General features: G+C 55.9%; 22 protein-coding genes. 14 read left to right on the forward strand and 8 right to left on the reverse strand.

The window, feature by feature from the left end:
* Window positions 1-145: 145 nt before the first annotated feature.
* The 5 genes from hmeg3_RS10495 to hmeg3_RS24945 all read right to left on the reverse strand — a co-directional run bounded on the left by hmeg3_RS10495 (window position 146) and on the right by hmeg3_RS24945 (window position 4,972).
* Complete coding sequence (locus hmeg3_RS10495; protein WP_094563673.1) at window positions 146-628, reverse strand: spore coat U domain-containing protein; 483 nt, start codon at window positions 626-628, stop codon at window positions 146-148.
* A gap of 1 nt (window position 629) precedes the next feature.
* A complete protein-coding gene (locus hmeg3_RS10500; protein ID WP_094563674.1) occupies window positions 630-2,927 on the reverse strand; it encodes a fimbria/pilus outer membrane usher protein in 2,298 nt (765 codons plus the stop codon).
* A complete protein-coding gene (locus hmeg3_RS10505) occupies window positions 2,924-3,505 on the reverse strand; it encodes a molecular chaperone (RefSeq protein WP_232511947.1) in 582 nt (193 codons plus the stop codon). The genes hmeg3_RS10500 and hmeg3_RS10505 overlap by 4 nt, the downstream gene beginning before the upstream one ends.
* 314 nt (window positions 3,506-3,819) lie before the next feature.
* Window positions 3,820-4,257: a spore coat U domain-containing protein gene (locus hmeg3_RS10510; RefSeq protein WP_232511948.1), complete on the reverse strand. Its 438-nt coding sequence runs from the start codon at window positions 4,255-4,257 to the stop codon at window positions 3,820-3,822.
* A gap of 184 nt (window positions 4,258-4,441) precedes the next feature.
* Window positions 4,442-4,972: a hypothetical protein gene (locus hmeg3_RS24945; RefSeq protein ID WP_198361921.1), complete on the reverse strand. Its 531-nt coding sequence runs from the start codon at window positions 4,970-4,972 to the stop codon at window positions 4,442-4,444.
* A gap of 43 nt (window positions 4,973-5,015) precedes the next feature.
* Between hmeg3_RS24945 and hmeg3_RS10515 the strand changes: the two genes are divergently transcribed.
* The 4 genes from hmeg3_RS10515 to hmeg3_RS10530 all read left to right on the forward strand — a co-directional run bounded on the left by hmeg3_RS10515 (window position 5,016) and on the right by hmeg3_RS10530 (window position 9,489).
* On the forward strand, window positions 5,016-6,659 hold the full coding sequence (locus tag hmeg3_RS10515; RefSeq protein ID WP_369828870.1) for an ATP-binding protein: 1,644 nt from the start codon (window positions 5,016-5,018) through the stop codon (window positions 6,657-6,659).
* 59 nt (window positions 6,660-6,718) lie between these two features.
* The gene (locus tag hmeg3_RS10520; protein WP_094563677.1) at window positions 6,719-8,176 is read left to right on the forward strand and encodes an ATP-binding protein; all 1,458 of its coding nucleotides are present in this window, start codon (window positions 6,719-6,721) and stop codon (window positions 8,174-8,176) included.
* Between the two features lie 2 nt (window positions 8,177-8,178).
* The gene (locus tag hmeg3_RS10525) at window positions 8,179-8,829 is read left to right on the forward strand and encodes a response regulator transcription factor (protein WP_050478831.1); all 651 of its coding nucleotides are present in this window, start codon (window positions 8,179-8,181) and stop codon (window positions 8,827-8,829) included.
* Between the two features lie 228 nt (window positions 8,830-9,057).
* Entirely contained in the window at window positions 9,058-9,489 is a 432-nt protein-coding gene (locus tag hmeg3_RS10530; protein WP_198361820.1) for a response regulator, read from the forward strand.
* 121 nt (window positions 9,490-9,610) lie between these two features.
* On the opposite strand, the gene hmeg3_RS10535 is transcribed toward hmeg3_RS10530, so the two are convergent.
* Complete coding sequence (locus tag hmeg3_RS10535) at window positions 9,611-10,267, reverse strand: Crp/Fnr family transcriptional regulator (RefSeq protein WP_198361865.1); 657 nt, start codon at window positions 10,265-10,267, stop codon at window positions 9,611-9,613.
* Window positions 10,268-10,580: 313 nt separating this feature from the next.
* Here hmeg3_RS10535 and hmeg3_RS10540 point away from each other — a divergent pair, with 313 nt between their 5' ends.
* From hmeg3_RS10540 to hmeg3_RS10570, 7 genes are all read left to right on the forward strand, one after another.
* A complete protein-coding gene (locus hmeg3_RS10540) occupies window positions 10,581-12,554 on the forward strand; it encodes a long-chain fatty acid--CoA ligase (protein ID WP_094563680.1) in 1,974 nt (657 codons plus the stop codon).
* A 48-nt stretch (window positions 12,555-12,602) separates the two neighbouring features.
* Window positions 12,603-13,424, forward strand: coding sequence for an ABC transporter ATP-binding protein (locus hmeg3_RS10545; RefSeq protein ID WP_232511949.1), 822 nt, complete (start codon window positions 12,603-12,605; stop codon window positions 13,422-13,424).
* A gap of 30 nt (window positions 13,425-13,454) precedes the next feature.
* The gene (locus hmeg3_RS10550) at window positions 13,455-14,369 is read left to right on the forward strand and encodes a branched-chain amino acid ABC transporter permease (protein WP_094563681.1); all 915 of its coding nucleotides are present in this window, start codon (window positions 13,455-13,457) and stop codon (window positions 14,367-14,369) included.
* Between the two features lie 84 nt (window positions 14,370-14,453).
* Window positions 14,454-15,530, forward strand: coding sequence for a branched-chain amino acid ABC transporter permease (locus hmeg3_RS10555; protein ID WP_050478826.1), 1,077 nt, complete (start codon window positions 14,454-14,456; stop codon window positions 15,528-15,530).
* Window positions 15,531-15,618: 88 nt separating this feature from the next.
* Window positions 15,619-16,938 (forward strand): ABC transporter substrate-binding protein, encoded by a 1,320-nt coding sequence (locus hmeg3_RS10560; protein WP_094563682.1) that lies wholly within the window; start codon window positions 15,619-15,621, stop codon window positions 16,936-16,938.
* A 117-nt stretch (window positions 16,939-17,055) separates the two neighbouring features.
* Window positions 17,056-17,859, forward strand: a complete 804-nt coding sequence (locus hmeg3_RS10565; protein WP_094566251.1) for an ABC transporter ATP-binding protein — start codon at window positions 17,056-17,058, stop codon at window positions 17,857-17,859.
* 63 nt (window positions 17,860-17,922) lie between these two features.
* Window positions 17,923-19,176, forward strand: a complete 1,254-nt coding sequence (locus hmeg3_RS10570; RefSeq protein WP_094563683.1) for a phenylacetate--CoA ligase family protein — start codon at window positions 17,923-17,925, stop codon at window positions 19,174-19,176.
* Window positions 19,177-19,189: 13 nt separating this feature from the next.
* Here hmeg3_RS10570 and hmeg3_RS10575 read toward each other — a convergent pair whose 3' ends face one another.
* The gene (locus tag hmeg3_RS10575; RefSeq protein ID WP_094563684.1) at window positions 19,190-19,414 is read right to left on the reverse strand and encodes a hypothetical protein; all 225 of its coding nucleotides are present in this window, start codon (window positions 19,412-19,414) and stop codon (window positions 19,190-19,192) included.
* 272 nt (window positions 19,415-19,686) lie between these two features.
* Between hmeg3_RS10575 and hmeg3_RS10580 the strand changes: the two genes are divergently transcribed.
* Entirely contained in the window at window positions 19,687-21,633 is a 1,947-nt protein-coding gene (locus tag hmeg3_RS10580) for a SurA N-terminal domain-containing protein (protein ID WP_094563685.1), read from the forward strand.
* A gap of 219 nt (window positions 21,634-21,852) precedes the next feature.
* Window positions 21,853-22,608: a glutamine amidotransferase gene (locus hmeg3_RS10585; protein WP_094563686.1), complete on the forward strand. Its 756-nt coding sequence runs from the start codon at window positions 21,853-21,855 to the stop codon at window positions 22,606-22,608.
* A 5-nt stretch (window positions 22,609-22,613) separates the two neighbouring features.
* On the opposite strand, the gene hmeg3_RS10590 is transcribed toward hmeg3_RS10585, so the two are convergent.
* Window positions 22,614-23,246: an arylesterase gene (locus hmeg3_RS10590; RefSeq protein WP_094566252.1), complete on the reverse strand. Its 633-nt coding sequence runs from the start codon at window positions 23,244-23,246 to the stop codon at window positions 22,614-22,616.
* Window positions 23,247-23,322: 76 nt separating this feature from the next.
* Between hmeg3_RS10590 and hmeg3_RS10595 the strand changes: the two genes are divergently transcribed.
* Window positions 23,323-24,063: an ABC transporter ATP-binding protein gene (locus hmeg3_RS10595; RefSeq protein ID WP_094563687.1), complete on the forward strand. Its 741-nt coding sequence runs from the start codon at window positions 23,323-23,325 to the stop codon at window positions 24,061-24,063.
* Window positions 24,064-24,080: the final 17 nt, after the last annotated feature.

Consider the following 24,080-nt stretch of genomic DNA (forward strand, 5'->3'; position numbering starts at 1 on the left):
CTTTATATTTTTGACACCTCTCACAAAATCAGGGGAATCCCTACAAGAGCTTCCAACACATCAGGAAATTCCTTAGCAGTTACGAAAACAACGTAATTTTCGCGGAATACACTCTCGCGGCGGATAGCCGACAGCTCCGCAAGCCTTAGTACGTCACCAGAATCGTCAGCGTATCCGTGTACGCGCCTGCATAGACGTTCTGCAGTGCCGTGATGCGTCCATAAGCGGTGTAATTAGTCGTGACTGGGACTAGCACGGACAGCAGATAACCGCCGACGTTATAGCTGCTGCTACTGGTGCCGTCACCCCATACGATGGTGCGCGCGGCGTCCATGTAGATCTGATAGCTCAGTTGTGACCCGGAGGTATTCATCTTGCGCGCGCCGATGCTGCCGCTCGATCCGCCGTTTAGCTTCACGGTATAGGCGACCAGCAAGGCGACTGTGGCCTGACAGACAACCGTAATGGTGCCGGTGGTTTCGCTTGGCAATGCGCTCTTCGGATCATAAATACCAAACGCAACCGGGAGCGAAGAGGCGGTGCAGGCTTGTGCCTGTGCATTTCCAATGCCGCAGAGACTGGCAAGCAGCAGAGTGGCAACCTGAAGCAGAGAGCGTATGTTCTTCATATCAGTGACACTCCAATGTGCTGCTGCTCATGCCGCCATCCAGATTGCGGTCAGGGATCAACACCGCCTGGCAAGTTTCTCCGGACGGCATGAGGATATCGAGCGTATTGACGGCGCCAAGCTCGGACAAATAGGCGGCGCCTTCATAGCCAACCGGTGCTTGCTGGCCGTTTTCGCGAATCTTGACGCTGGAGCCGACCGGGACGAAGTCACCGTTGGACATCTTGAGAACCAGGTTCACATCAGAAGTCCGTTTAGTCTTGAAGTTGATGACCACACCAGAGCGGTCACGTGGTTTGACGTACTGCTCGTTCTGATCCATTTGCAGTGTCAGAGGCAAATCCAGCACGTCGACTGATATCTTGTTCACGTCATAGGCGCGCAAGTCAGTCAGCAGGAGCTGGCCGCTGCCATCGGTTTTGCCGGCATAGCGGTTCTCGGTGTAGATGCCGACATTCCTGGCGCCTTCCGTATTGACGACGGCAAAGCTGTCGTCGACCCAATTCGACATGAACAGGGAGTTATCCATCCATGCCACCGCACCGCGAACGCCGGCGCGTTGGCTGGTCGTGTTGTTGCTTTGCGCCACGGTATAGCTGGCGCGGCCTTTGGTGCCCTTGTAATCGACTTCGCCGTAGCGTTGCTTGTAGGAGCCTTCGGATGTCTGCAGTTGCCAGCCGATGTCGCCCGGAGAGATCGTCGGGCGGCTGGCTTGCACGGAGGTTGTCTTCATACCGTTGTTGTTGTTCACGCTCACGCCGCCCGCGCTGTTGTCCCCAAACGGCATGATCAGGCCGATTGATGCGCCGTAACCGCCATTACGAAAATCCCGGAAGCCGGTCACATAAAGATTGGCGCCGCGCGACACCGATTTGAAATAAGAAACGGTGACGCTCTCGCTGTTGCTGATCCCGATGTTGCCTAAGGTGGAGATGATCACTGGGCTTTTTACCAAGGTATATGCCAGGCTGACCGAGCCAAACGAGCCCAGATTGAGACCGAGCGTCCCAATGGTGGATGAGCGTGATACCGGCGATCCTTCCATGGCACCGATATCGCGGTAGTTTGGCCCCGATAGCGTGCGCATCAGCGACATGCTGAACAGGCTGGTACTGCGCTCGAAGCCCACTGCCAGTTGCTGGTCAGTGCCGGCATCCGAGTTGCTGCCGGATACCGCGCCGGTCAACACACCGAAGTTGTCGATGTTATAGACCAGCCCACCGCCGGCCAGCGTCATGCCCCGCATTGCTTCAGCATGCGTCTCCAGCGTCAGCATCTTGCTGAAGCCGTGGCGCGCAGTCCCTGCGACGGCAAACTCGCCATAATTGTTGCTGCGCAATCCGTAATTTCGCCGCACGAAACCGCCTTCGGCCGTGTAAGAAGACAGATTCTCTGCCAGCAGTTTGTCCGTGGCGTAGAACGGTATGGTGCGGAATGTCTGGCGTCCCAGCTCGTCCGTGACGGCCACGGCAATCTGGCCTGCGCCGGTGGCGATCGGCGCCTGCCGGATTTCAAACGGCCCCGGTGGCACCGGTTGAGAAAGCTGGCGTACGCCATTGACGAACAGATCGACAGTCGAGGGCACAACCGCTTCGCCCCCCAGGCTGGGTGTCGGGTACTTGATCAGATCGGGGCGCAATGAAAAGTCGGTGCCGAACTGTGCGCCGCCAAATCGCACTGGTCGTGTCCACGACAGGCCGCTGGTGATGAAGTCACCGACCCGATAGCGAATCAGCTCACGTGGGTTCGAATAGGTATAGGTGGTGTCGAGCCGTGCTGACTTCGCCGGGCTGCCTGCAAAGTAGGCCAGACCGGTCGAACTGAATACGCTACTACCGGAAAAATAACGGCCGTCAAAGTAACCACCCAGACTATGTACGCCTTCACTCGTGGTTGCCAGCAAGTCGTAATTCAGCAACGCACCACGCGCGTTCTCGGTCAATGGCACGTTATCGGCCGACTTGCCTGATGTTGCAATATCGGTGGTGTTCAGAAAATTCATGGGTACTTCCATGTCGATTTTCAACGCCGTCGGATTCAGGTCGATCTTGCTGGTGACGCCGGATATCGGCACCAGCTCATCCTCTTTTCCCGGCACCTTGATGCCCAGGCTGCGCAGTTCACCTGCGGTAGCGAACAAGCCATCCTGGCGTTTGGTGAATTGTCCGACCAGTTCGGTCGTCCTGCCGTTGATGGATACTTCCAGCAACAAAGTTTCCGCGGAATCCTGAGCCGCGCCATACGCATAAGCGCTGACGGTAAAGGCGAGCAAGCCGATCCATGTTGCGGGTCTTATCAAGGCGTCACGGTGAGCTCGGTATCAATCGGGCCAGAGTCCGAATTCGCGGTCATCTTCACCAGCGAACCGGCGGGCAGCGGCGATTCCACATCAAACACATATTGTCTGGTCATACCCGCAAGCGTATAAGGATTGGCGCCTGCGGGCGGCGTGATTTTCTTGCCGTTGGGCAGGGTCAGCGCCATGTTAAGCAGACGTCCGCGCCGGTTGCCGGTATTGGTAACGATGAGCCTGGGGGGCTTGCCAGCGCTGATGGCCCAGCCCATCTTCAGATTTGCCGCCGCATTGGGGGCAATGAAGATCGGCATGGAAATACGGAATTTGAAATTGATCGCCGGCCCGGCGGAGGCAGTCGGAATTTCATCGACCAGCAGCCGATAGGCGATCTCGTTGATTTCAGCAGGGCGCTTGGAAACAATGCGGATGGTTTGCGATGCACCAGGAGCCACAGTAAACACCGGGGGGCTGATGATCAGGCTTTGGGTCGGTTCGAGACTGTCCTGACTATCTTTTTGCGTCCAGTCATAGGCGCGTATTTGAAGCGACACATCGTGCGTATCGTTGTTGACGATCTTCACGACGCCAGCCGTTCGGGCCGATGACAGTTCCAATACTACCGGGGATATTTCGAAGTTCGAGGCAACAGCTGCGGGGACGATGAGCCCGTAAGCTAAGCAGAGAAGGAGAGAGAGGCGTGCAAGGTAGTAAAAAATAATTTTCCCCCGTAACGACGAAAGAACGCTAATTCAACTACAACAATGAATGGGCAATGCAGGACTGCCGGAGTGGCTGCGACGGTTTGCTAACGTGACTGTTAATTAAGCTGAAACGTCACTTCTGGTAATCAGCGTATCAGAAATGCATTAAAAATAGAACGTATTAATAGAACGTATCAATACGAGAGTGTGATCCCTACAACATCATTGTAGCTACCCGCTTTAACATTTTGGCCACTTGGGATATACCCATAAACAGGCAGATTTTGTTGGGAGCCGTTACCGATGTTGGTCACTGTGTCCGAACCGGAGGCGTTGCCCCAGTTCTTGCTGCGAGCTGGATCCTGGTACAGGGCATAGCTCAGTGTTGCGTTGGAATCGCCGACCAGTTTGCGATCGGTTGCTGTGGCGCCGGGAGCCGCGCCTGCGTCGAAGCTGACGGTATAGCTGGTGCCGCTGGAGCACACTACGCCGACTTGCGCCGACTGTTGTACTGCGGAAGAGTTATAGACGCCAAATGGCAGGGCGGCGCTCTGCACGCTACACGTCGAAGTGACGATAGCGGACACTGCCAGGTTTCCTGTCGATGTTGCAGCCTGACCCAGACTGCTCAATAACAGTACTCCTGCCCCCATTGCAAATGCGATTTTTTGCTTTGTTTTCATTTGAATAAAATGCCGTTTGGTAACGTCGTATATTTGAGGCTATTATAAAATAAATTCTAAGGAAAACCCTGACTTGACATCGGGATTGGGTTCTTTGAAGAGGGAGATGTCTGACGAAGACAACATTTAGTGTTTATATGCAAACATTTAATGTCGTCAGAGAAATTTTCTTTCGTTCAGAAATGCCAAAAAAACAAATAGATTCACTGTTTTTCTCGACGGGTATGATGGAGTAGTGCCAAGTCGAATGGTGATTGCTGGTCTGATGCATAGCGATATCAAATGCAGCGGCCGCAAGAACCAGAGATTTCATGCACTCGGCGGACAGTGCCGATGTGAGTTGGCAGGGCAGACAGCACGTCAATGCGGAAAAGAATAAAAAGACGAAGATCGCAATACAAAGCGAAGCCGGTAAGTACAAGCAATGCAACGACCATAACGAGTAAAAGCTAGTTTTTGCAAATCGATTTTTAGCGGACCGCAACATCAGTGCATCGCAGTGCAGTGCCAGGTGCTGTTTAGCGCCGGCACAGTGTCCCCGACAAACTGTTAAAGCCTCATCGAAATCCATCGTTACGATGCCGATATTAAATAAGAGAAAATCCTCCATCGCGAATACCGGCGTCTTTTTCTTTTTCGCCATGCTGTTATCGGTTGGCGTCACGGTCGTCTCCTATCGCAGCGTACGTATTTTTGAAGAAAGGGCGGTGTCGGTTCAACGTACGCATACAGTTTTGCAGCGTCTTGAAGAGACACATTCGACCTTGCGCGATTTGGTTGCCAGTGCGCGTGGCTATGCTCTCTTTGGTCAGCAAGATGATCTTCTCAGTTTTGAAGCGGATAGTGCGGCCTTACTCGACATGCTTGGCGGCTTGCGCACTCTGGAACTGGGTGATCAGGCGCAAATGGCGAGACTGGCGCAGCTCAGCGAGAACATCAGCAAACGCGTCGAACTGGCTCACACCTTGGTGGGAGCCAACAAGGATGTCCGGCTCGATAGTCTTTACTCATATGGCCGTGTTCTGAACGAAGACATCCGCAAGCAGTTCATGCAACTCAAGGAAGTGGAAAACGCGTTGCTGGCAAAGCGCTCGATCGAGACAAAGAAGAGCATCGACTGGAGCATTGTCGCCATCGTTGGCGGCAGTATCGTTAGCCTGACACTTTTGCTGATCGTATATTTGCGTCTCAAGAGCGAGATGCAACGTCGTCGGGCTGCGCAGACGAAGGAACGTATCTACGCCGCGGAACTCGCTGATCTGTACAACCACGCGCCTTGTGGTTACCACTCTATTGATGAAGAGAACGGATTGATCGTACAGATGAACGATACCGAACTTGGATGGCTTGGCTACACCCGCGAGCAGGTGATCGGCAAGCTCAAACAAGCCGATCTGCTGACGGTGGAAAGTGCCGAGCGCTATCGGCTTGAGGTCTGGCCGCGGTTTTTGCGAGATAAATCAGTCAGTAATATTGACCTCGATTACCGGCGCGCCGATGGGACGCATTTTTCTGCGTTGATGAGTGCCAGCACGGCGCAGCATCCGGAAACAGGACATAGGCTCAGTCGCAGTGTGATTTACGACATCTCTGCACGCAAGCAGAATGAGCGTGAAATTGAGGAACTCAACGCCGATCTCAAACGGCAGGCTCTGCATTTGAGCAATATCAACAAAGAGCTGGAGAGCTTCTCGTATTCAGTCTCGCACGATCTGCGCGCTCCACTGAGGGCTATTTCCGGCTACGCCATGATGGTCGAAGAGGACTATGCAGAAGCTCTGGACGACAAGGGTAGGGAACTGCTGCAAGTCATCGGCAAGAACGTCAAGAAAATGGATGGGCTGATCAATGACTTGTTGCGGTTATCGAGATCGGGGACCGGCGAGCTGACCTTGGGAAGCATCTCCATGCAGGACATCGTCGGGCAAGCCATCAAGAAATTGCAGCGCGAATATAGTGGCGTTGAATTTGTCGTCGATCCGCTGGGCGACGTAATCGCCAACCGCGCTCTGATTGTTGAAGTGTGGGAAAACCTGCTCGGCAATGCCGCCAAATTCAGCAGCAAGACTTTGGCGCCGAGGGTCAGCGTCCGAGTCACGGAAACGCCTGAAGAAATGATCTATCGCGTGACCGACAACGGCGTCGGGTTTGACATGCGCTATGTACATAAACTCTTTGGGACTTTTCAGCGTTTGCACAAGCAGGAGGACTTTCCGGGCAGTGGCATTGGCCTGGCGCTGGTGCAGCGTATTGTCGTCAGGCATGGTGGTCGCGTCTGGGCAGAAAGCACGCCGGGTGAAGAGACCAGTTTTTATTTTTCCTTGCCGAAAGAACAGTCAGACTTTGCATGAATCGATCAGGGTGACGCCATCGCGCGGCATCCGTGACGACTTTTTACGAAAGCCGAATGATGAGTATCCCACTCCGGGTTCTGTTTGTCGAAGACATGGAAGAAGACGTGATCCTGATGGTTCGCGAGCTCAAGCGCGGCGGCTTCGAGCCGACATGGAAACGGGTCGATACGGAGCCTGACATGGAAGCCGCGATGCGTGACAAATGGGACATTGTCATTTCCGATTATTCGATGCCGATGTTCAGTGCGGTGGATGCGTTGGAGATGGTCAAGCGCCAGAATGATCAGATTCCTTTCATCATCGTCTCCGGCGCGATCGGGGAACAAACGGCGGTGGAGGTGATGAAGGCGGGCGCGCAGGATTACTTCCTCAAGAGCAGTATCGCGCGGCTCCCGATTGCGGTCGAGCGTGAACTGCGCGATGCGCTGGTACGGCGCAAGCAGCGTGCAAGTTCCGCCGCATTACGCGAGATGCAGGCGCGCTTTTACGCCTTCATGAATGCCGCGCCGATGCCGGCCTGGATCAAGGATGCCGAGTTGCGTTATCTGTACGTCAACCCGGCGCAGTCTGCATTTTTTGGCATGACGCCCAGTGACATGATCGGCCTGAGTGACTTTGACCTGATGTCCAGTGGCGCGGCGCAAAATGCGCAAGAGCATGACCGCCTGGTGCTCGAAAGCAAGCGCGAAATGCATACGCAGGAAACCATCTTCGATGCCAATCACAATCCAAAAATCATGGACGTGGTGCGCTTCCCGATCGGCAGCGACGGCAAGAGCCTTGCTGCAGGTCTGGCGATGGATGTCACCGAGCGCGTCAATTCACAGAAAGAGCTGGAGCAAGCGATGGAGCGGCAGAAGATGCTGGCCAGCCGCGTTATCGAAGTCCAGGAACGTGAGCGTCAGCATCTGGCACGCGGGCTGCACGACGACGTCGGCCAATCGCTCACCGCCTTGAAGATCAATCTGGAGACCATCAAGAAAACCGGCTCACTCGAAGGCCCGTCGTTGCAGAACGGCATCGACATCGTGGCATCGGTGTTGTCGCAGGTGCGCAGCCTGTCGCTGGATTTGCGGCCACCGCAGCTGGACAACCTTGGGCTGATCGCCACGCTGCGATCCTATGTTGAAAACAAATCCAACCTTGCCAATGTGAAAGGCTGGTTCGAGAGTTCGCCGATATCGGCTGAGTTGCACCACGATATCGAAAACACCTGCTTTCGCATCGTGCAGGAAGCTGTCACCAACATCCTGCGTCATGCCAAGGCAGAAAACATCTGGGTCAAAGTCAGCCAGCGCCAGGATCAGTTGAACGTGAGCATTCGCGATGACGGCAAAGGGTTTGACATCGAGAAGGCGCGCAGCAGCGCCATTTCGGGGACGAGTTTCGGATTATTGAATATGGAAGAGCGTGCCGTGTTGGTCGGCGGCACCATGGATATCGCCTCTGCGCCCGGCGAGGGCGTCGAGATTGTTTTGCAATTGCCTGTTACACCAGTCATGCGGAGGGTTTGAACATGTTGACACGAATTTTGCTGGCGGACGATCATGCACTGGTGCGCAGCGGCATTCGCTCGCTGCTCACGGCGATGCCTGGGATTGAAGTAGTGGGCGAGGCCGATGACGGCAACGCCGCCATCGAACTGACGGAAAAGCACAAGCCCGACGTGGTGGTAATGGATATCGCCATGAAAGGCATGAACGGACTGGAAGCGGTGCGCCGCTTGCGCGCTGATCATCCGACCATCAAATTTCTGATGTTGTCGATGTACGGCAGCGAAGAATACGTGATGCAGGCGCTTAACGCCGGTGCGAACGGGTACCTGTTCAAGGATTCTGCTGCCTATGAACTGGAGAAGGCGCTGATCGAAGTCATCCATGGCCGGCAATATCTCGATTCGCATATTTCCAAGGAGGCGCTGGATCTATACATGAAGAAAGTCGCGCAGGACGGCACGCCGGTGGAAGTATTGACACCGCGCCAGCGCGAGATCCTGCAGCTGATTGCGGAAGGCAACAATACGAAGGAAATCGCCTACCGCCTCAATGTCAGCGCCAAAACCATCGAGACGCATCGTGCCCAATTGATGGAGCGTCTGGAGATCCGTGATGTCCCCGGATTGGTTCGCTATGCGATCCGCACCGGCCTGACCACATCCGATAAGTAAAGGATCCATGTCGGGAAAATCCTGATAGCGACCGTTGTTGCTTATGCCATAATTAATTCGCCGACCTGATACTGCGAATGTGGCTAAGAACCAGTACATGCAGATAAATTCAACGTCGATCAAGCCTGTTCACCTTCATACACGGCATGCCACAAGCCCGTCGTGCAGTATTCTGGTGCAGAAACTGGTGATGTTTAGAAGTAGTGCCCGCAAGAAAGTGATCTGCATATGGAGCAAATGGATATTATGCTGGTGGACGACAGCCCGGAAGTTGCCGAGCTGACGCGCATTGCGTTGGAAACAAAAAAACTTTCGGACAAGATGACCTGGTTCGCCGACGCCGAAGAGGCCGCGGACTTCATGTTTGCCGAGAACGGTTACGCCGATCGCAAGGATTTGCATCCGCGTCTGATCCTTCTTGATTTGCATCTGCCCCTGATGAGCGGACATGACTTTCTGAAGATGCTTAAGTCGAATGTTGCCACTGCGCACATTCCGGTGGTGATGTTTTCTTCCTCTGACGATCAGCGCGACATCGTACAAAGTTACCAGTTGGGCGCCAACGGTTATCTGATGAAGTCAGCCGATCCGCGCGAATTCATTGGTACGGTTGCAGACGCCGGACAGTATTGGGTGACGCGTAACAAATCGGTTCGTTAAGTTACCGGCAGCGACGATCAAGCACAAATAAAAAATGCAGGCATCGAGCCTGCATTTTTCTTGGATGCTTCAGTTTTTTGTCACTGTGATGTCGGATTGATTTCTGCGCCCTTGATCTTTTTCAAGACGGAAACTGACGCAAGCCATCCAGATCAAGAATGGTGATGCTGCCGTAATCGACTTTCAGCAAACCGGCTTTCTCCAATACCTGCAAGGCTTGATTGGCACGCTGGCGTGACGCGCCGGAGAGGTTACCGACTTCTTCCTGAGAAATCTGCAACTCCAGTCCGATGCCCGGATTCAGATAAGGATTGAACAAGGCTGCCAAGCAACGCGCCACGCGCGCATCGGGTTCGAGCATGCGATCGTATTCCACCAATGATATGAACAGCGCCAGCCGCTCATTCAGCTGCGTCACGAGAAAACGGTTGAAGGGGATGCTGTTGTCCAGCAGCCAGAGATAGGTCGCCTTCGGCATGTATAGCAACTCGCTGTCGCGCAGCGCCACCACGTCATATTTGCGCGGCTCGTCCTTGAGCAGCGATCCTTCTCCCAGCCAGCCGCCATTGGCCATGCCTGCGAAAGAAACGGTCTTGCCTTCCGGTGAAACGCTGCTCATTTTCAGCAGGCCTTCATGCACGCCTATCCAATGCGTGACCGGATCGCCTTTGTGGCACACGAATGCGCCGGCGGAAAACTTGCGGCTGAATACTTCTGCTTGAACACGCGCTAATTGCTCAGTCGTCAGCGATTGCGCCCAGATAGTCTTGCCCAGCATGTCCTTAATCGATGTGTCTCTTGTCATTGGAATGAGTTCTATGATGCGTCGCAATATCAAAAGTTTGGCAATTGTTCTGCAATTGTCTGTGAGATGACAACCCTGCCAGTCAACTCACACTACTATCATCGCACAAAAGCAGCGCAATACCGGCTCGCTTACGAGGGCGGACAAGCAGAAAAACTGATGGCGCCCCAGTAAGTGCGACGTAAGCATCCCGGTTCAGACTGACTTGACACACATAGAGACCCCAAACGTTTCGCTGCAAAGCCATACCCGGCAGCAACGAACGTTTATAAATAAAGGTGGGACGATGGTGGAGACAACACAACGTCCAGGAGCGCAGACATTTCCGCAGTTGCTCCTGATGCATGCACAAGCACGCCCGGATCGCCCGGCATTCCGGGAAAAGGATCTGGGAATCTGGCAAACCACAACGTGGGCGCAGGTTGCCGACGAGGTGAGGGCGTTTGCCTGCGGCCTGGCTGCACTCGGTTTCAAGCGCGGCATGAGCCTCGCGATCATCGGCAATAATTGCCCTCGCTTGTACTGGGCTATGTCGGCCACGCAATGCCTGGGCGGCATGCCGGTACCGCTGTATCAAGACGCTCCCGCAGCCGACATGTCCTATGTGCTCAATGATGCGGAAATCGATTTCGTCGTTGCCGAAGACCAGGAGCAGGTCGACAAGGTCTTCGACATCAAACTGAATTTCTCCGAAGGCAGCGAACGTCCGACGCATATCATCTATGACGATGAGCGCGGCATGCGCAATTATCGCCAGCCGGAACTGTCGTCGTTTGCCGGCGTGCAGGAACTGGGACGTGCCTACGACAAGGCCAATCCATCGTTCTTCATGGAGCAGGTCAATGCGCTGACGACTGACGATATCGCCATCATTCTGTACACCTCCGGCACCACGGGTAAGCCAAAAGGCGTATGCCACTCGCACGCCGCGATGATCGCCACCGCGACGACGCTGGTGGAGTTCGATCAGCTCAACGATCGCGACGACGTGCTGTGTTATCTGCCGCTGGCATGGGTGGGCGACTTTTTATACTCGTTCGCGCAGACGCATGTGGCCGGCTTCTGCCTCAATTGCCCGGAGTCGCCGAGCACCGTCATGACGGACTTGCGGGAGATCGGCCCGACCTATTATTTCGCGCCGCCGCGCATCTACGAAAACATCCTCACGCAAGTGATGATCCGCATCGAAGATGCCGGCTGGGTCAAGCGCAAGCTGTTTCATGGCTTCATGAAGATTGCGCGCCGCGTCGGCATGCGCATTCTCGACAAGAAGCCGGATGTCTCGCTGAGCGACCGACTGCTATACGCGATCGGTCATCTGGTGATCTACGGCCCGCTGAAAAATGTACTCGGCATGTCGCGCATCCGTGTGGCGTATACCGGCGGTGAAGCGATCGGCCCGGACTTGTTTGACTTCTACCGTTCGCTTGGCATCAATCTCAAGCAGTTGTACGGCATGACGGAAACTTGTGTGACGGTGTGCATGCAACCTTCCGGTGACGTCAAGCTCGACACTGTCGGCCGGCCGATGAAGGGTGTGGAGGTACATATCGACAGCAACGGCGAAGTGCTGGTGCGCTCGCCGGGATTGATGAAATCTTACTTCAAACGTCCTGATGCAACTGCGGAAGCGATTGATGAAAACGGTTATTTTCATACCGGTGACGCCGGCTTCTTCGACGCCGATGGCCATCTGAAAATCATCGACCGCGCCAAGGATGTCGGCAAGATGGCCTGCGGCACGATGTTCGCACCCAAGTACATCGAGAACAAGCTCAAGTTCTTTCCTTTCATCAAGGAAGCGGTCGTCTTCGGTAACCAGCGCGAGCAATGCACTGCCTTCATCAACATCGATATGGACGCCGTCGGTAATTGGGCCGAGCGACGCCATCTTGCCTACAGCGGATACACCGATTTGGCTGCGCATCAAAGTGTCTATGCCTTGATTGCCGAATGCGTCGAAAAGGTCAACGCTGATCTGGTGCAGGATCCTTTGCTGGCCGATTCGCAGGTTCATCGCTTTTTGATTTTGCATAAAGAACTGGATCCGGACGATGACGAACTCACGCGTACCCGCAAAGTGCGGCGCGGCTTCATCGCCGAGAAATACGGCGTGCTGATCGAAGCGCTCTACGCGGGCAAGCAATCGCAATACATCGAGACGCAGGTGAAGTTCGAAGACGGTCGCCAGGGCATGATTTCGGCCGATCTGAAGATCGCCGACGTCAAGACCTTCGCCAACCTCAATCAAGCGGCATAGGCCTGCATGACCACCATGAAAAGACATATCACGGAAGAAGTGCAGCCAATGGAACCAGCGCGACAGGATGTGCCGGCAATAGAAGACGGCGGTCGCAAGATCGGCGAAGTCGTGCTGGATTTGCAGAATATTTCGCTTTCCTTCGGCGGCGTCAAGGCGCTGACCGACATCTCGTTCAATGTACGCGAACATGAGATCCGCGCCATCATCGGCCCCAATGGCGCCGGCAAGAGCTCGATGATCAACGTCATCAATGGCGTCTACCACCCGCAAAAAGGCAACATCGTTTTTCGCGGTGAGCAGCGCCACAGCATGCATCCCAGCAAAGTGGCGCGTCAGGGCATTGCGCGTACGTTCCAGAACATTGCGCTGTTCAAGGGTATGACTGTTCTAGACAACATCATGACCGGCCGCAATACCAAGATGCATTCCAGTTTTCTCGCCAATGCGATCTGGTGGGGCAAGGCACGCAATGAAGAAATCCAGCATCGCCACAAAGTCGAAGAGGTAATCGACTTCCTCGAGATTCAACACATCCGCAAGACGCCCGTAGGGCGCCTGCCGTACGGCTTGCAAAAGCGCGTCGAGCTGGCGCGCGCGCTGGCAGCTGAGCCGAGCATGCTGCTGCTGGACGAACCGATGGCCGGCATGAACGTGGAAGAAAAGCAGGACATGTGCCGCTTCATCCTCGACGTCAACGAACAGTTCGGTACCACCATCGTGCTGATTGAGCATGACATGGGCGTGGTGATGGATATCTCGGATCGCGTGGTTGTGCTCGACTACGGTAAGAAGATCGGCGACGGCACGCCGGACGAAGTGATGGCCAATCCTGAAGTGATCAAAGCCTATCTCGGCACATCACACTAATCCAGCGAACAGAACAAGCGGAGAACGCAGATGCAATTTTTCTTTGAAGTGACGCTCAGCGGTTTGCTGTCCGGCCTGATGTATTCGCTGGTGGCGCTGGGCTTCGTACTTATCTACAAGGCCTCGGGCGTGTTCAATTTTGCCCAGGGCGCGATGGTGTATTTCGCCGCACTGGCCGTGGTCGGCCTGATGGATAAGGGCATGCCGATGTGGGCGGCCATCATCGGCTCGTTCGTGGTGATGATTCTGGTGGGGCTGGCGACTGAGCGTTTTGTCTTGCGCAAGTTGGTCAATCAGCCGCCGATTACCTTGTTCATGGCAACCATCGGCCTGGCGTTTTTCCTGGAAGGCCTGGGACCTTTGCTGTTTGGCAGCGAAGTGCGCGCGATCAATCTGGGCATCGTTGACGAGCCGATCATGTCCATCATGGACAGTATCGGTATCGGCATCTCCAAGTTCGATCTGTTTGCGTCCGGCATGGTGATTGCACTGGTGTCGCTGCTGGCCTTGTTCTTTCAACGCACCAAAGTCGGCCGCGCCTTGCGCGCTGTTGCCGACGATCATCAGGCGGCATTGTCGCTGGGCATTCCGCTGCAACATATCTGGGCGGTCGTCTGGGGTGTGGCCGGGTTCGTTGCATTGGTGGCCGGCTTGCTGTGGGGCTCGCGCAATGGCGTGCAGTTTGCGCTGACGATGACGGCACTGAAGGCGTTGCCGGTGCTGATCCTGGGCGGCTTTACTTCGATCCCGGGAGCGATTGTCGGCGGTCTCATCATCGGCGCGTCGGAGAAGCTGGCCGAGATCTATATCCCACCTGTTTTGCAAGATCTGTTCGGCGGCAACTTCGGCGGCATTGAGGGTTGGTTCCCTTATGTGTTTGCGCTGTTGTTCCTGCTGGTGCGTCCTGAGGGATTGTTCGGCGAACGGCATATTGACCGGGTGTGATCGCACAGAATCACATCGGCGGCATGAAAAATAAAGGACGAAGCACATCGACGCTTCGCCGTATGGAGACCCAGGAGAAACACTATGCTTTATCGTGAGGCCGGACAGTTCAAGACGTCGTACATTGCCGATAGCCAGATTTTTCCGATCCGGCAGGATCGCATCGGCATGGCGATTCTGCTGGCGATTGCCTTCGTCGGTATTCCCCTGATAGGCAGCGAGTATTGGTTCTCTGCGATTTTGATTCCTTTCCTGGTGTTTGCATTGGCGGCGCTGGGGTTGAATATCCTGACCGGCTATGCGGGCCAGCTATCGTTAGGCTCGGCTGCTTTCATGGCCGTTGGTGCCTATGCCGCCTACAACTTCCAGCTACGCATTGAGGGCATTCCCATTGTGTTGTCCTTCATCCTTGCGGGTGGTTGTGCTGCACTGGTGGGGATTGTGTTCGGTCTGCCGTCATTGCGGATCAAAGGTTTTTATCTGGCCGTGGCGACGCTGGCGGCGCAGTTCTTCGTGGTGTGGGCGCTGACCAAGTTTTCCTGGTTCTCCAACAATAGTTCGTCGGGTGTGATCAGTACGCAGAAGATCGATTTCTTCGGTATCGACATCAACTCGCCGGTGAAGAAATATCTGTTCGTGCTCGGCATCGTCTGCGTGATGGCGATGCTGGCCAAGAATCTGGTGCGCTCATCGACCGGCCGCGCCTGGATGGCGGTGCGCGACATGGACGTCGCAGCGGAGGTGATCGGTATCCAGCTGATGCGCACCAAGCTACTGGCGTTTGCGGTGAGTTCGTTTTTCTGCGGTGTGGCCGGCGCGCTGTATGCGTTCTGCTACCTAGGTTCGGTAGAGCCTGACGGCTTCTCATTGGATTTGTCGTTCCGCATCCTGTTCATGATCATCATTGGTGGTGTCGGCAGCATACTTGGCGCCTTCCTCGGCTCGGCCTTCATCCTGCTGTTGCCGATCTTCCTCGATAACGTGTTGCCGCCGCTGGCGTCTTTTTTGCACCTGCCGTTCACCAATGCGACGGTGTCGCATATCCAGCTCATGCTGTTCGGCGGGCTGATCATTTTCTTCCTGATTGTTGAGCCGCATGGGCTGGCGCGCCTGTGGCAGATTACCAAGGAGAAGTTGCGCCTGTGGCCGTTCCCGCATTAATACGCTTATGCACCAATCGCTTTGCAGAAGTAAAACGATGCGCGCAAGAAAAGCGCGCACATGGGTAAAACTACACAAGGAGACACGTATGAAAAATATCAAACAGCTGGTGCTTGCTGCGACCGTTGCTGCAAGCTTCCTGGCCCCCGCGCTGCCGGCGATGGCGCAGGCCAATGATCAGTTCATCGCGATTCCGAGCTATCGGGTCGGCCCTTACGGCACCAACGGCCAGTCGTATTACGGCGGCTATGTCGACTATCTGAATTACGTCAATCTCAAGGATGGCGGCGTCAACGGCGTCAAGCTGTCCTGGGAAGAATGCGAAACCGAGTACAACAATGCCAAAGGCGTCGAGTGCTATGAGCGCATGAAGAACAAGAACACCGTCACTAAGGGCACCGCCATCAATCCGATGGCGACGGGGATTTCCTACGCGCTGATCGACAAGAGCGCCGAGGACAAGGTGCCGCTGCTGATGATCGGTTACGGCCGTACCGATGCGGTGGACGGCTCGGTATTTCCTTACGCTTTCCCGCTGGTGACGACCTATCAGATGCAGGTATCGGCCATCGTTAAATATCTGTCCACCAAGAACGGCGGTTCGCTGGTCGGCAAGAAGATCGTGTTCCTGTACCACGACTCGGCTTACGGCAAAGAACCAATCGTTGCACTGGAAGCGGAAGCCAGTATCGGCAAGTTCAAGCTGGTGGAAATCCCGGTTGCTCACCCCGGCAACGAGCAGGGCGCGCAATGGCTGAAGATCCGTCAGGAGAATCCCGACTATGTGATTTTCTGGGGCTGGGGTGTGATGAACCAGACCGCGTTGAAGGCGGCGCAAAAGGTCGGCTTTGCACGCGACAAGATCATCGGTTCGTGGTGGGCAGGCTCTGAGGAAGACACCATCCCTGCGGGCGATGCCGCCAAGGGTTATCTGAGCGCGACCTGGAACGTGGCAGGCAAGGGCGTACCACTGATCGCCGATATCGAGAAGGTGGTCTACGGCGCCGGCAAGGGCAACCTGCAGGATAAGAACAAGATCGGTTCGGTACTCTACAACCGCGGCGTCTCGGCAGCATTGGCAACGGTTGAGGCTGTGCGCACCGCGCAAGGCAAGTTCGGCAAAAAGGTCATGAGCGGCGAGGACGTGCGCTGGGGCCTGGAAAACCTGAACATCACCAACGCTCGCCTGCAACAATTGGGCGCAACCGGTCTGCTGCCTGAGATCAAGACTTCCTGCGACAACCATGAGGGTTCGGGCAAGGTCAAGATTCAGCAATGGGACGGCAGCAAATGGGTGCTGGTATCGGATTGGATCGAAGGCAACAAGAACCTGATCCACCCGCTGTTCAAGGCATCTGCTGCTAAATATGCAAAAGAAAAAGGTATTACCCCAGCCTGCATGAAATAAGTTCAGGCCTTGGCGTCGGCGTGTTGATGTGTGTCGGGCGCGCCGACGCTTTTTTGAACAAGATTGAGTGGCATTGAAGAAGCAGATCCGAACAAGGCAGGCCAAGCTGGAGTGAGCATGGGTACAGCACTGAATATCAACAACATCGAAGTCATTTACGACCATGTGATTCTGGTCCTCAAGGGCGTTTCACTGGCGGTGCCGGAAGGTAAGATCGTCGCGCTGTTGGGAGCCAACGGAGCGGGAAAAAGCACGACGCTCAAGGCGATTTCCAACTTGCTGACGGCCGAGCGCGGCGACGTCACCAAGGGCAGTATCGAATTCAAGGGCGAGCGCGTCGACCAACTGACACCAAACGACTTGGTCAAGCGCGGCGTGATTCAGGTGATGGAGGGCAGGCATTGTTTCGGCCATCTGACCGTGGAAGAAAATCTGCTGACCGGCGCCTATACGCGCAACATCAGCAACAGCGAAGTGAAGCAGGAACTGGAAAAAATCTATGACTATTTCCCGCGCCTGAAAGTACGCCGCAAGTCGCAATCCGGTTACACCTCGGGCGGCGAGCAGCAGATGACCGCCATCGGCCGCGCCATGATGGCCAAGCCATCGATGATCTTGCTCGACGAGCCGTCGATGGGACTGGCGCCGCAGATCGTGGAAGAGATCTTTGAGATCGTCAAAGACCTCAACACCAAGGAAAACGTGTCCTTCCTGCTGGCGGAACAGAACACCATGGTGGCGCTGCGCTACGCCGATTTCGGCTACATCCTGGAAAACGGCCGCGTGGTGATGGAAGGCGCTGCCAACGATCTGGCGAGCAATGAGGACGTCAAAGAATTCTATCTCGGCGTCTCGGCCGCCGGACGCAAGAACTTCCGCGACATGAAATTTTACCGGCGCCGCAAGCGCTGGCTGGCCTGACGCCGGTGAACGATAGTCATCCTTGCTGCACTTTTTCTTTCCGACTACGCAAACGGTATCTTCATGTCCGATATTCTCGACTCTCTGGAACAACGCGATCCGCAACAGCGTGAGGGCACGCTCATGCGCGCTTTACCGGATCTGGTGGCGCGTGCGCAGGGCGCTGAAGGCTGGAACCGCATCCTCAAAGGCGTCAACGCCGGCGACATCCGGGACCGCTCTGCGCTGGCGCAGTTGCCGGTCACGCGCAAATCGGATCTGAAAGATTTGCAGAGCGCCGCGCCGCCGTTTGGCGGACTCAATACCACACCGCATCGCCAGTTACGCCGCTTGTTCGTCTCGCCGGGACCGATCTTCGATCCGGAAGGGCATCAGCTGGACTGGTGGCGTTTCGAGCGGCCGATGCGCGCGCTGGGGCTGCGTGCGGGGCACATCATTCAGAACTGTTTTTCTTACCATTTCACGCCGGCGGCGTTCATGGCTGAGGGCGCGGCAGCCAAGATAGGTTGCGCCGTGATTCCTTCGGGCATTGGTCAGACTGAGTTGCAGGTGCAAACCATGGCGGCACTGAGGCCGGACGCCTATGTCGGCACGCCGTCTTTCCTCAAGATCATCATCGAAAAAGCGCAGGAAATGGGTGTCGCCCTCGGTAGCCTGCAGCGCGCGCTGGTCAGCGCCGAAGCCTTGCCGCCTTCATTGCGCAGCTGGTTTCACGACAACGGCGTACCGAACGTGTTGCAGCTGTATGCCTCGGCCGATATCGGCAATATCGCCTACGAGTCGATCAGCGACGGCAAGGTCAATCCGGGCATGATCCTTGATGAGGATCTGATTCTGGAAATCGTACGTCCAGGCACCGGCGATCCGGTCAATCCGGGTGAGGTGGGTGAGGTGGTGGTGACGTCATTCAATCCGGACTATCCGCTGATTCGTTTCGGCACCGGCGATCTGTCGGCGGTGCTTGACGGTGTTTCTTCATGCGGCCGTACCAATACGCGCATCAAGGGCTGGATGGGGCGTGCCGATCAGACGACCAAGGTACGAGGCATGTTTGTGCATCCCTCGCAGGTGGCCGAGATCACGCGTCGTCACGCATTGATCCTGAAGGCGCGCCTGGTGGTCAGTGGTGAAATGGCGAACGACAGCATGACACTGCATTGCGAAACCATGGACATGAGCAGTGCGGTGGAGCAGGCGGGGGCGATTGCCGACAGTGTGCGCGACATCACCAAATTGCGTGGTGAAGTGCTGTTTGCGGCGCCTGGGAGTTTACCCAATGACGGCAAGGTCATTGAGGATGCGCGCAAATATGAATGATCAGTGAGATCGTTTAGTCCGGATCGGTTTTGATTACGGTCAGACGAGCGATCAGGAATTCGCCGTCGATCACCTTGCGAAACGGTACGCCGGTCGCCCCGAAGCCGGGGCCACCGTGCTCTATCCAGGTTTGTGCAACCGTGTCGAAGGTCGCAAAATCCATACCCAGCATCTGCGCCGACAGCACGAATTGCGCGCCGTGTTTCTGTCTTTTGACGATATCTTCCAGCTTGGCCATGTTCGATCCTTTAGTTCCAGAGCGTGTTTTGGGCTGGATGATAGCGCAAGGGCAGGCGCTAAAGCAGTAATTTCGGGGTATTTCCCTGAGGCAGTATCGGTGACTTGACACGGCTGGCTGTGTATAATGACGCGCGGGTGTTGCCAAGGCGGCATCCTCCAGAGCAGACCATAGTTTGCTCCGCCAGCGGTAGCATTGCTATAAGGCGAACGTGAGTTCGCCTTTTTTCTTATTTGATGTCATTTGTTTGTGATTTCGTGATCGGCTGACCAATGTTTGAATTTATCCGTAACCATCAGCGCTTGATGCAATTCCTGCTGCTGCTGTTTATTTTCCCGTCTTTCGCATTCTTCGGCCTGGAAGGCTACAGCCGTTTGTCCGATGGCGACAACGCCGTGGCCAAGGTGGCCGGGCAGACTATCACCAAGGAAGAATGGGACGCCGCGCAGCGCCAGCAACTGGAGCGTTTGCGCCAGATGTCCGGCGGCCAGATCGACGCCAAGGTGTTCGATACGCCTGAAGCGCGCCGCGACGTACTGGAAAGCCTGATCGCCCAGCGAGCATTGGCAGCGGAAGTCGTCAGCGACAAGCTGACCGTGACCGACCAGGCCTTGCAGCAGAACATCATGCAGATTCCTGGTTTGCTCAAGGCAGACGGAAGCTTTGACAAGGAACAGTACGCCATGTTGCTGGCGGCCCAAGGCCTCACGCCGAAGGGTTATGAAGCCAGCCAACGCCGTGCTTTGGCATTGCAGCAGCTCAACTTTGCCGTCCAAGGCACCGCGTTCGCGCCGAAGGCAGTTTCGGCCCGCCTGTCGGACTTGAACGACCAGGAGCGTTCGGTACAGGAACTGAGCTTCAAGGCGGCGTCGTACATCAGCCAGGTCAAGGTCACCGATGACATGATCAAGGCCTACTACGACAAGAACGGCAGCAAGTTCGAAGTGCCTGAACAAGCGAAGATCGAATACGTGATCCTTGACAGCGCTGCTGTGGCCGCGCAAGTCAGCGTGTCCGATGCCGACATCAAGTCGTACTACGATCAGAATCTCAAGCAGTATTCGACGGACGAGCAACGCCGCGCCAGCCATATCCTGCTCGAAGTCAAGAAGAGCGCTTCTGCCGCCGACAAGGCTGCCATCAAGGCTAAGGCCGATGAGCTGGTTGCACAACTGCGCAAGAATCCGGGCGATTTCGCCAAGCTGGCCAAGGCCAATTCCCAGGATCCAGGCTCCAAGGATCAGGGTGGCGACCTCGGTTTCTTCGGCAAGGGTGCGATGCTCAAGTCGTTCGAAGATGCTGCGTACAAGCTTAAGCAAGGCGAGATCAGCGACCCGGTTGAGTCTGACTTCGGCTATCACATCATTCAGTTGACCGGCATCAAGGCCGGTAGCGTCAAGCCGCTGGATGAAGTCAAAGGCGAAATCGCCGGCGAAATCAAAAAGCAACTGGCCGCGAAGAAATATGCCGAACTGGCCGACATCTTCAACAATACCGTCTATGAACAGGGCGACAGCCTGAAGCCGGTCGCCGACAAGCTCAAGCTGAAGATCGAAACGGTTGCCGGCGTGACCCGTTTGCCGAATCCCACGCTGGCGCCGAATACGCCGTACAACAATGCCAAGTTCCTCAAGGCGCTGTTCACCGACGACACCATCAAGGGCAAGCACAATACAGAGGCGGTACAAATCGCACCGACCACCTTGATCGCAGGTCACATCGTGGAATACAAGCCGGTTACCAAGCGTCCGTTTGACGACGTCAAGAGCATGGTGCGTGAGCTGGTGACGCAAGACGAAGCCATGGCGCTGGCCAAAAAGGCAGGCGAGGCCAAGCTGGCGGAACTGAAGACCAAGGACGATGCCGCCGGTTTCGGCGACGTCAAGGTGGCTTCCCGCGTGAAGACGCAAGGCTGGAATCAGGAGGCTTTCCTGGCAGTCATGAAGGCCGACACCGCCAAGTTGCCTGCTTACACCGGTGTCGAGTTGCCGGGCCAGGGTTACAGCGTGTTCCGCGTGACCAAGGTGGCGCAGCCGGCAACGCCTGATACTGCCCGTCGCAAGACCGAGCAGGAGCAGATTGCCAATGTGTTGGCCGAACAGGAAATGCTGTCGTACATCAACTTCATCAAGGAAAAGGCGAAGACCAAGATCCTGAAGGGTGGCGAGGCGATTACTTCCGGTGCATCGGCCAACAAGCCGGTTGATGCGGCCAAGTAAAGTAATTGATGTAAATGATGTAAATCATTTGCCAGATTTTTGAAAAATGGACAAATTGACAAGTAGTAAGTGTGTGGAATCGGTAGGTAATACGCATCGGATGCGACGTCTGATGTGCATAAGATAAAAAAAGGCCGCTTATGCGGCCTTTTTTTATGCACTGCGGCATGTTCTGGAACGTACAATGGATTCTCATCCTCGTCTTTGAAGCCTGCGCCAATGTCTGCCTCAGCTACAGCCTCAACCTCCGCCTCGCCATCCAATTCAGCCCCAGTCCTGATCATCCACACGGGTGACCCCAACGACGATCTCAAACATTCCTACGGCAGCTATGCCAAGCAATTGCAGCAGGCTGCCGGCTTGGCGGATCATGAAACCGAGATTGTGTCGGTGTTCCAGGGACAGTACCTGCGTGAGCCGGACCAATATCGTGCGGTATTGATCACCGGGTCGCCGACCATGGTGACGGATCTGGTGGAGTGGAGCGAGCGCACTGCAGAGTGGCTGCGCCGTGCCGCACAAAGGCAGTTGCCGATGTTCGGCGTGTGCTACGGGCATCAACTGCTGTCGCACGCCTTTGGCGGCAAGGTGGGCTACAACCCGGCCGGCCGTGTCGCCGGCACCATGACCGTCAAAAAACATCCGGTCGCTGCAGACGAGCATTTGCTGCATGAGGCACCGGACAGTTTTCCCGCGCACATGCTGCATTCTCAGGTGGTGCTGGAGCCGCCTCCAGGCGCGACGATTCTTGCAAGTTCACCGATGGATCCGCATCATATGCTGCGTCTGGCGCCGAATATCTTTTCAGCGCAATTCCATCCGGAATTCAGCAGTGATTTCGTCAAGGCGCATCTGGCTTGGTATCGCGAGATCTACAGCAAGTGCGGCATCGACACCGATGTCATGGCCGGGCAGGTCAGCGACACGCCGCAGTCAGCGGCAATCTTGCGCCGCTTCCTGTATCTGCACGCCTGAGATCGCTATTTCAGCAGCGGCTTGAGATGGGGCCAGACATTGTCCAGCAGCGTGGATTGGGCCTGTTCGTTCGGATGCATGCGGTCGGCCTGAAACAGCGCCGGTTTGTCGGCGATGTCTTTCATGAAGAACGGTACGAGCGCGGTCTTGTTTTGCTTGGCCGCAGCAGGGAACAATTGGGCGAACTTGCCCGCATAGTCGGCGCCATAATTCGGCGGAATCTGCATCCCGACCACCAATACCTTGGCCTTGGCTTGACGCGACATATCGATGATCGCCTGCAGATTGCTTTGCGTTGCACTCAGCTGCAAGCCACGCAGCGCATCGTTGGCGCCGAGTTCGACGATCACGATGTCGGGTGTGTGTTTGCTCAGCAGAGCGGGCAGGCGGTTTTTGCCGCCGATGGTGGTTTCACCGCTGATGCTGGCGTTGATGATGGAGGCGCCGATCTTTTCCTGTTGCAGGCGTTGATCCAGCAGGGCCACCCAGCCGCTTCCGCGTGTGAGGCCGTATTCCGCCGACAGGCTGTCGCCGAGCACAAGCAGGGTTTTTGGTGCAGAATAGGCGCTCGCCGCCAGCATCATCAAGGGCATCGCCAGCAATGCGACGAGTACACGGCGCCATGACTTGCTTTGCATTGCCGTATTCGCCATATTGCGGTTGCCGATGTACTTCTTCAGCCACTGACCCATCCACTTGACGCCATCGTATTGCATGCCTGATTCCTCTGAATTTTTTGCTACCGGCGCTGCTGGTGTTACCACCACCACCGCCATCGAAGTTGTCCAACTATCCAAACGCGTTGCCGATGCAGCCGCTCAGGCCACTGCCGTCAGCAAGGCCGGTGAGCTGGCGATTTTGCGTGACGTCAATTTTAACGTGCGGGCGGGAACGACGCTGGCCATTGTCGGTGCCTCCGGTTCCGGCAAGTCGACTTTGCTCGGTTTGCTGGCAGGACTGGACACGCCATCGGACGGTACCGTCAAGATCGACGGTGTTGACATCTTCGCCCTCGACGAAGACGGCCGTGCAGCGCTACGCAAGCACAAGCTGGGCTTTGTCTTCCAGTCCTTCCAATTGCTGGGGCATCTGAATGCGGTAGAGAACGTCATGCTGCCGCTCGAATTGCGCGGTGACGCCCAAGCCCGCGTCAAGGCCGAAAGCATGCTGGCACGCGTCGGCCTGGCCAGTCGCCTCAGGCACTATCCCAAATATCTGTCCGGCGGCGAACAGCAACGCGTGGCGTTGGCGCGGGCTTTCGTCACCCAGCCGCCGTTGTTGCTGGCAGATGAACCCACCGGCAGCCTCGATGCGACGACCGGCGAGGCGGTGATTCAGTTGATGTTTGAATTGAATCAGGAGCACGGCTCCACGCTCGTGCTGGTCACGCATGATCCATCCATCGCGGCACGTTGCGCCCGTACGATCACGATCGCTGCGGGGCGTCTCGTTTAGGTTCGTTTGAGGGTATG

This window comes from Herbaspirillum sp. meg3 (assembly GCF_002257565.1).
Lineage (GTDB): Bacteria > Pseudomonadota > Gammaproteobacteria > Burkholderiales > Burkholderiaceae_D > Herbaspirillum.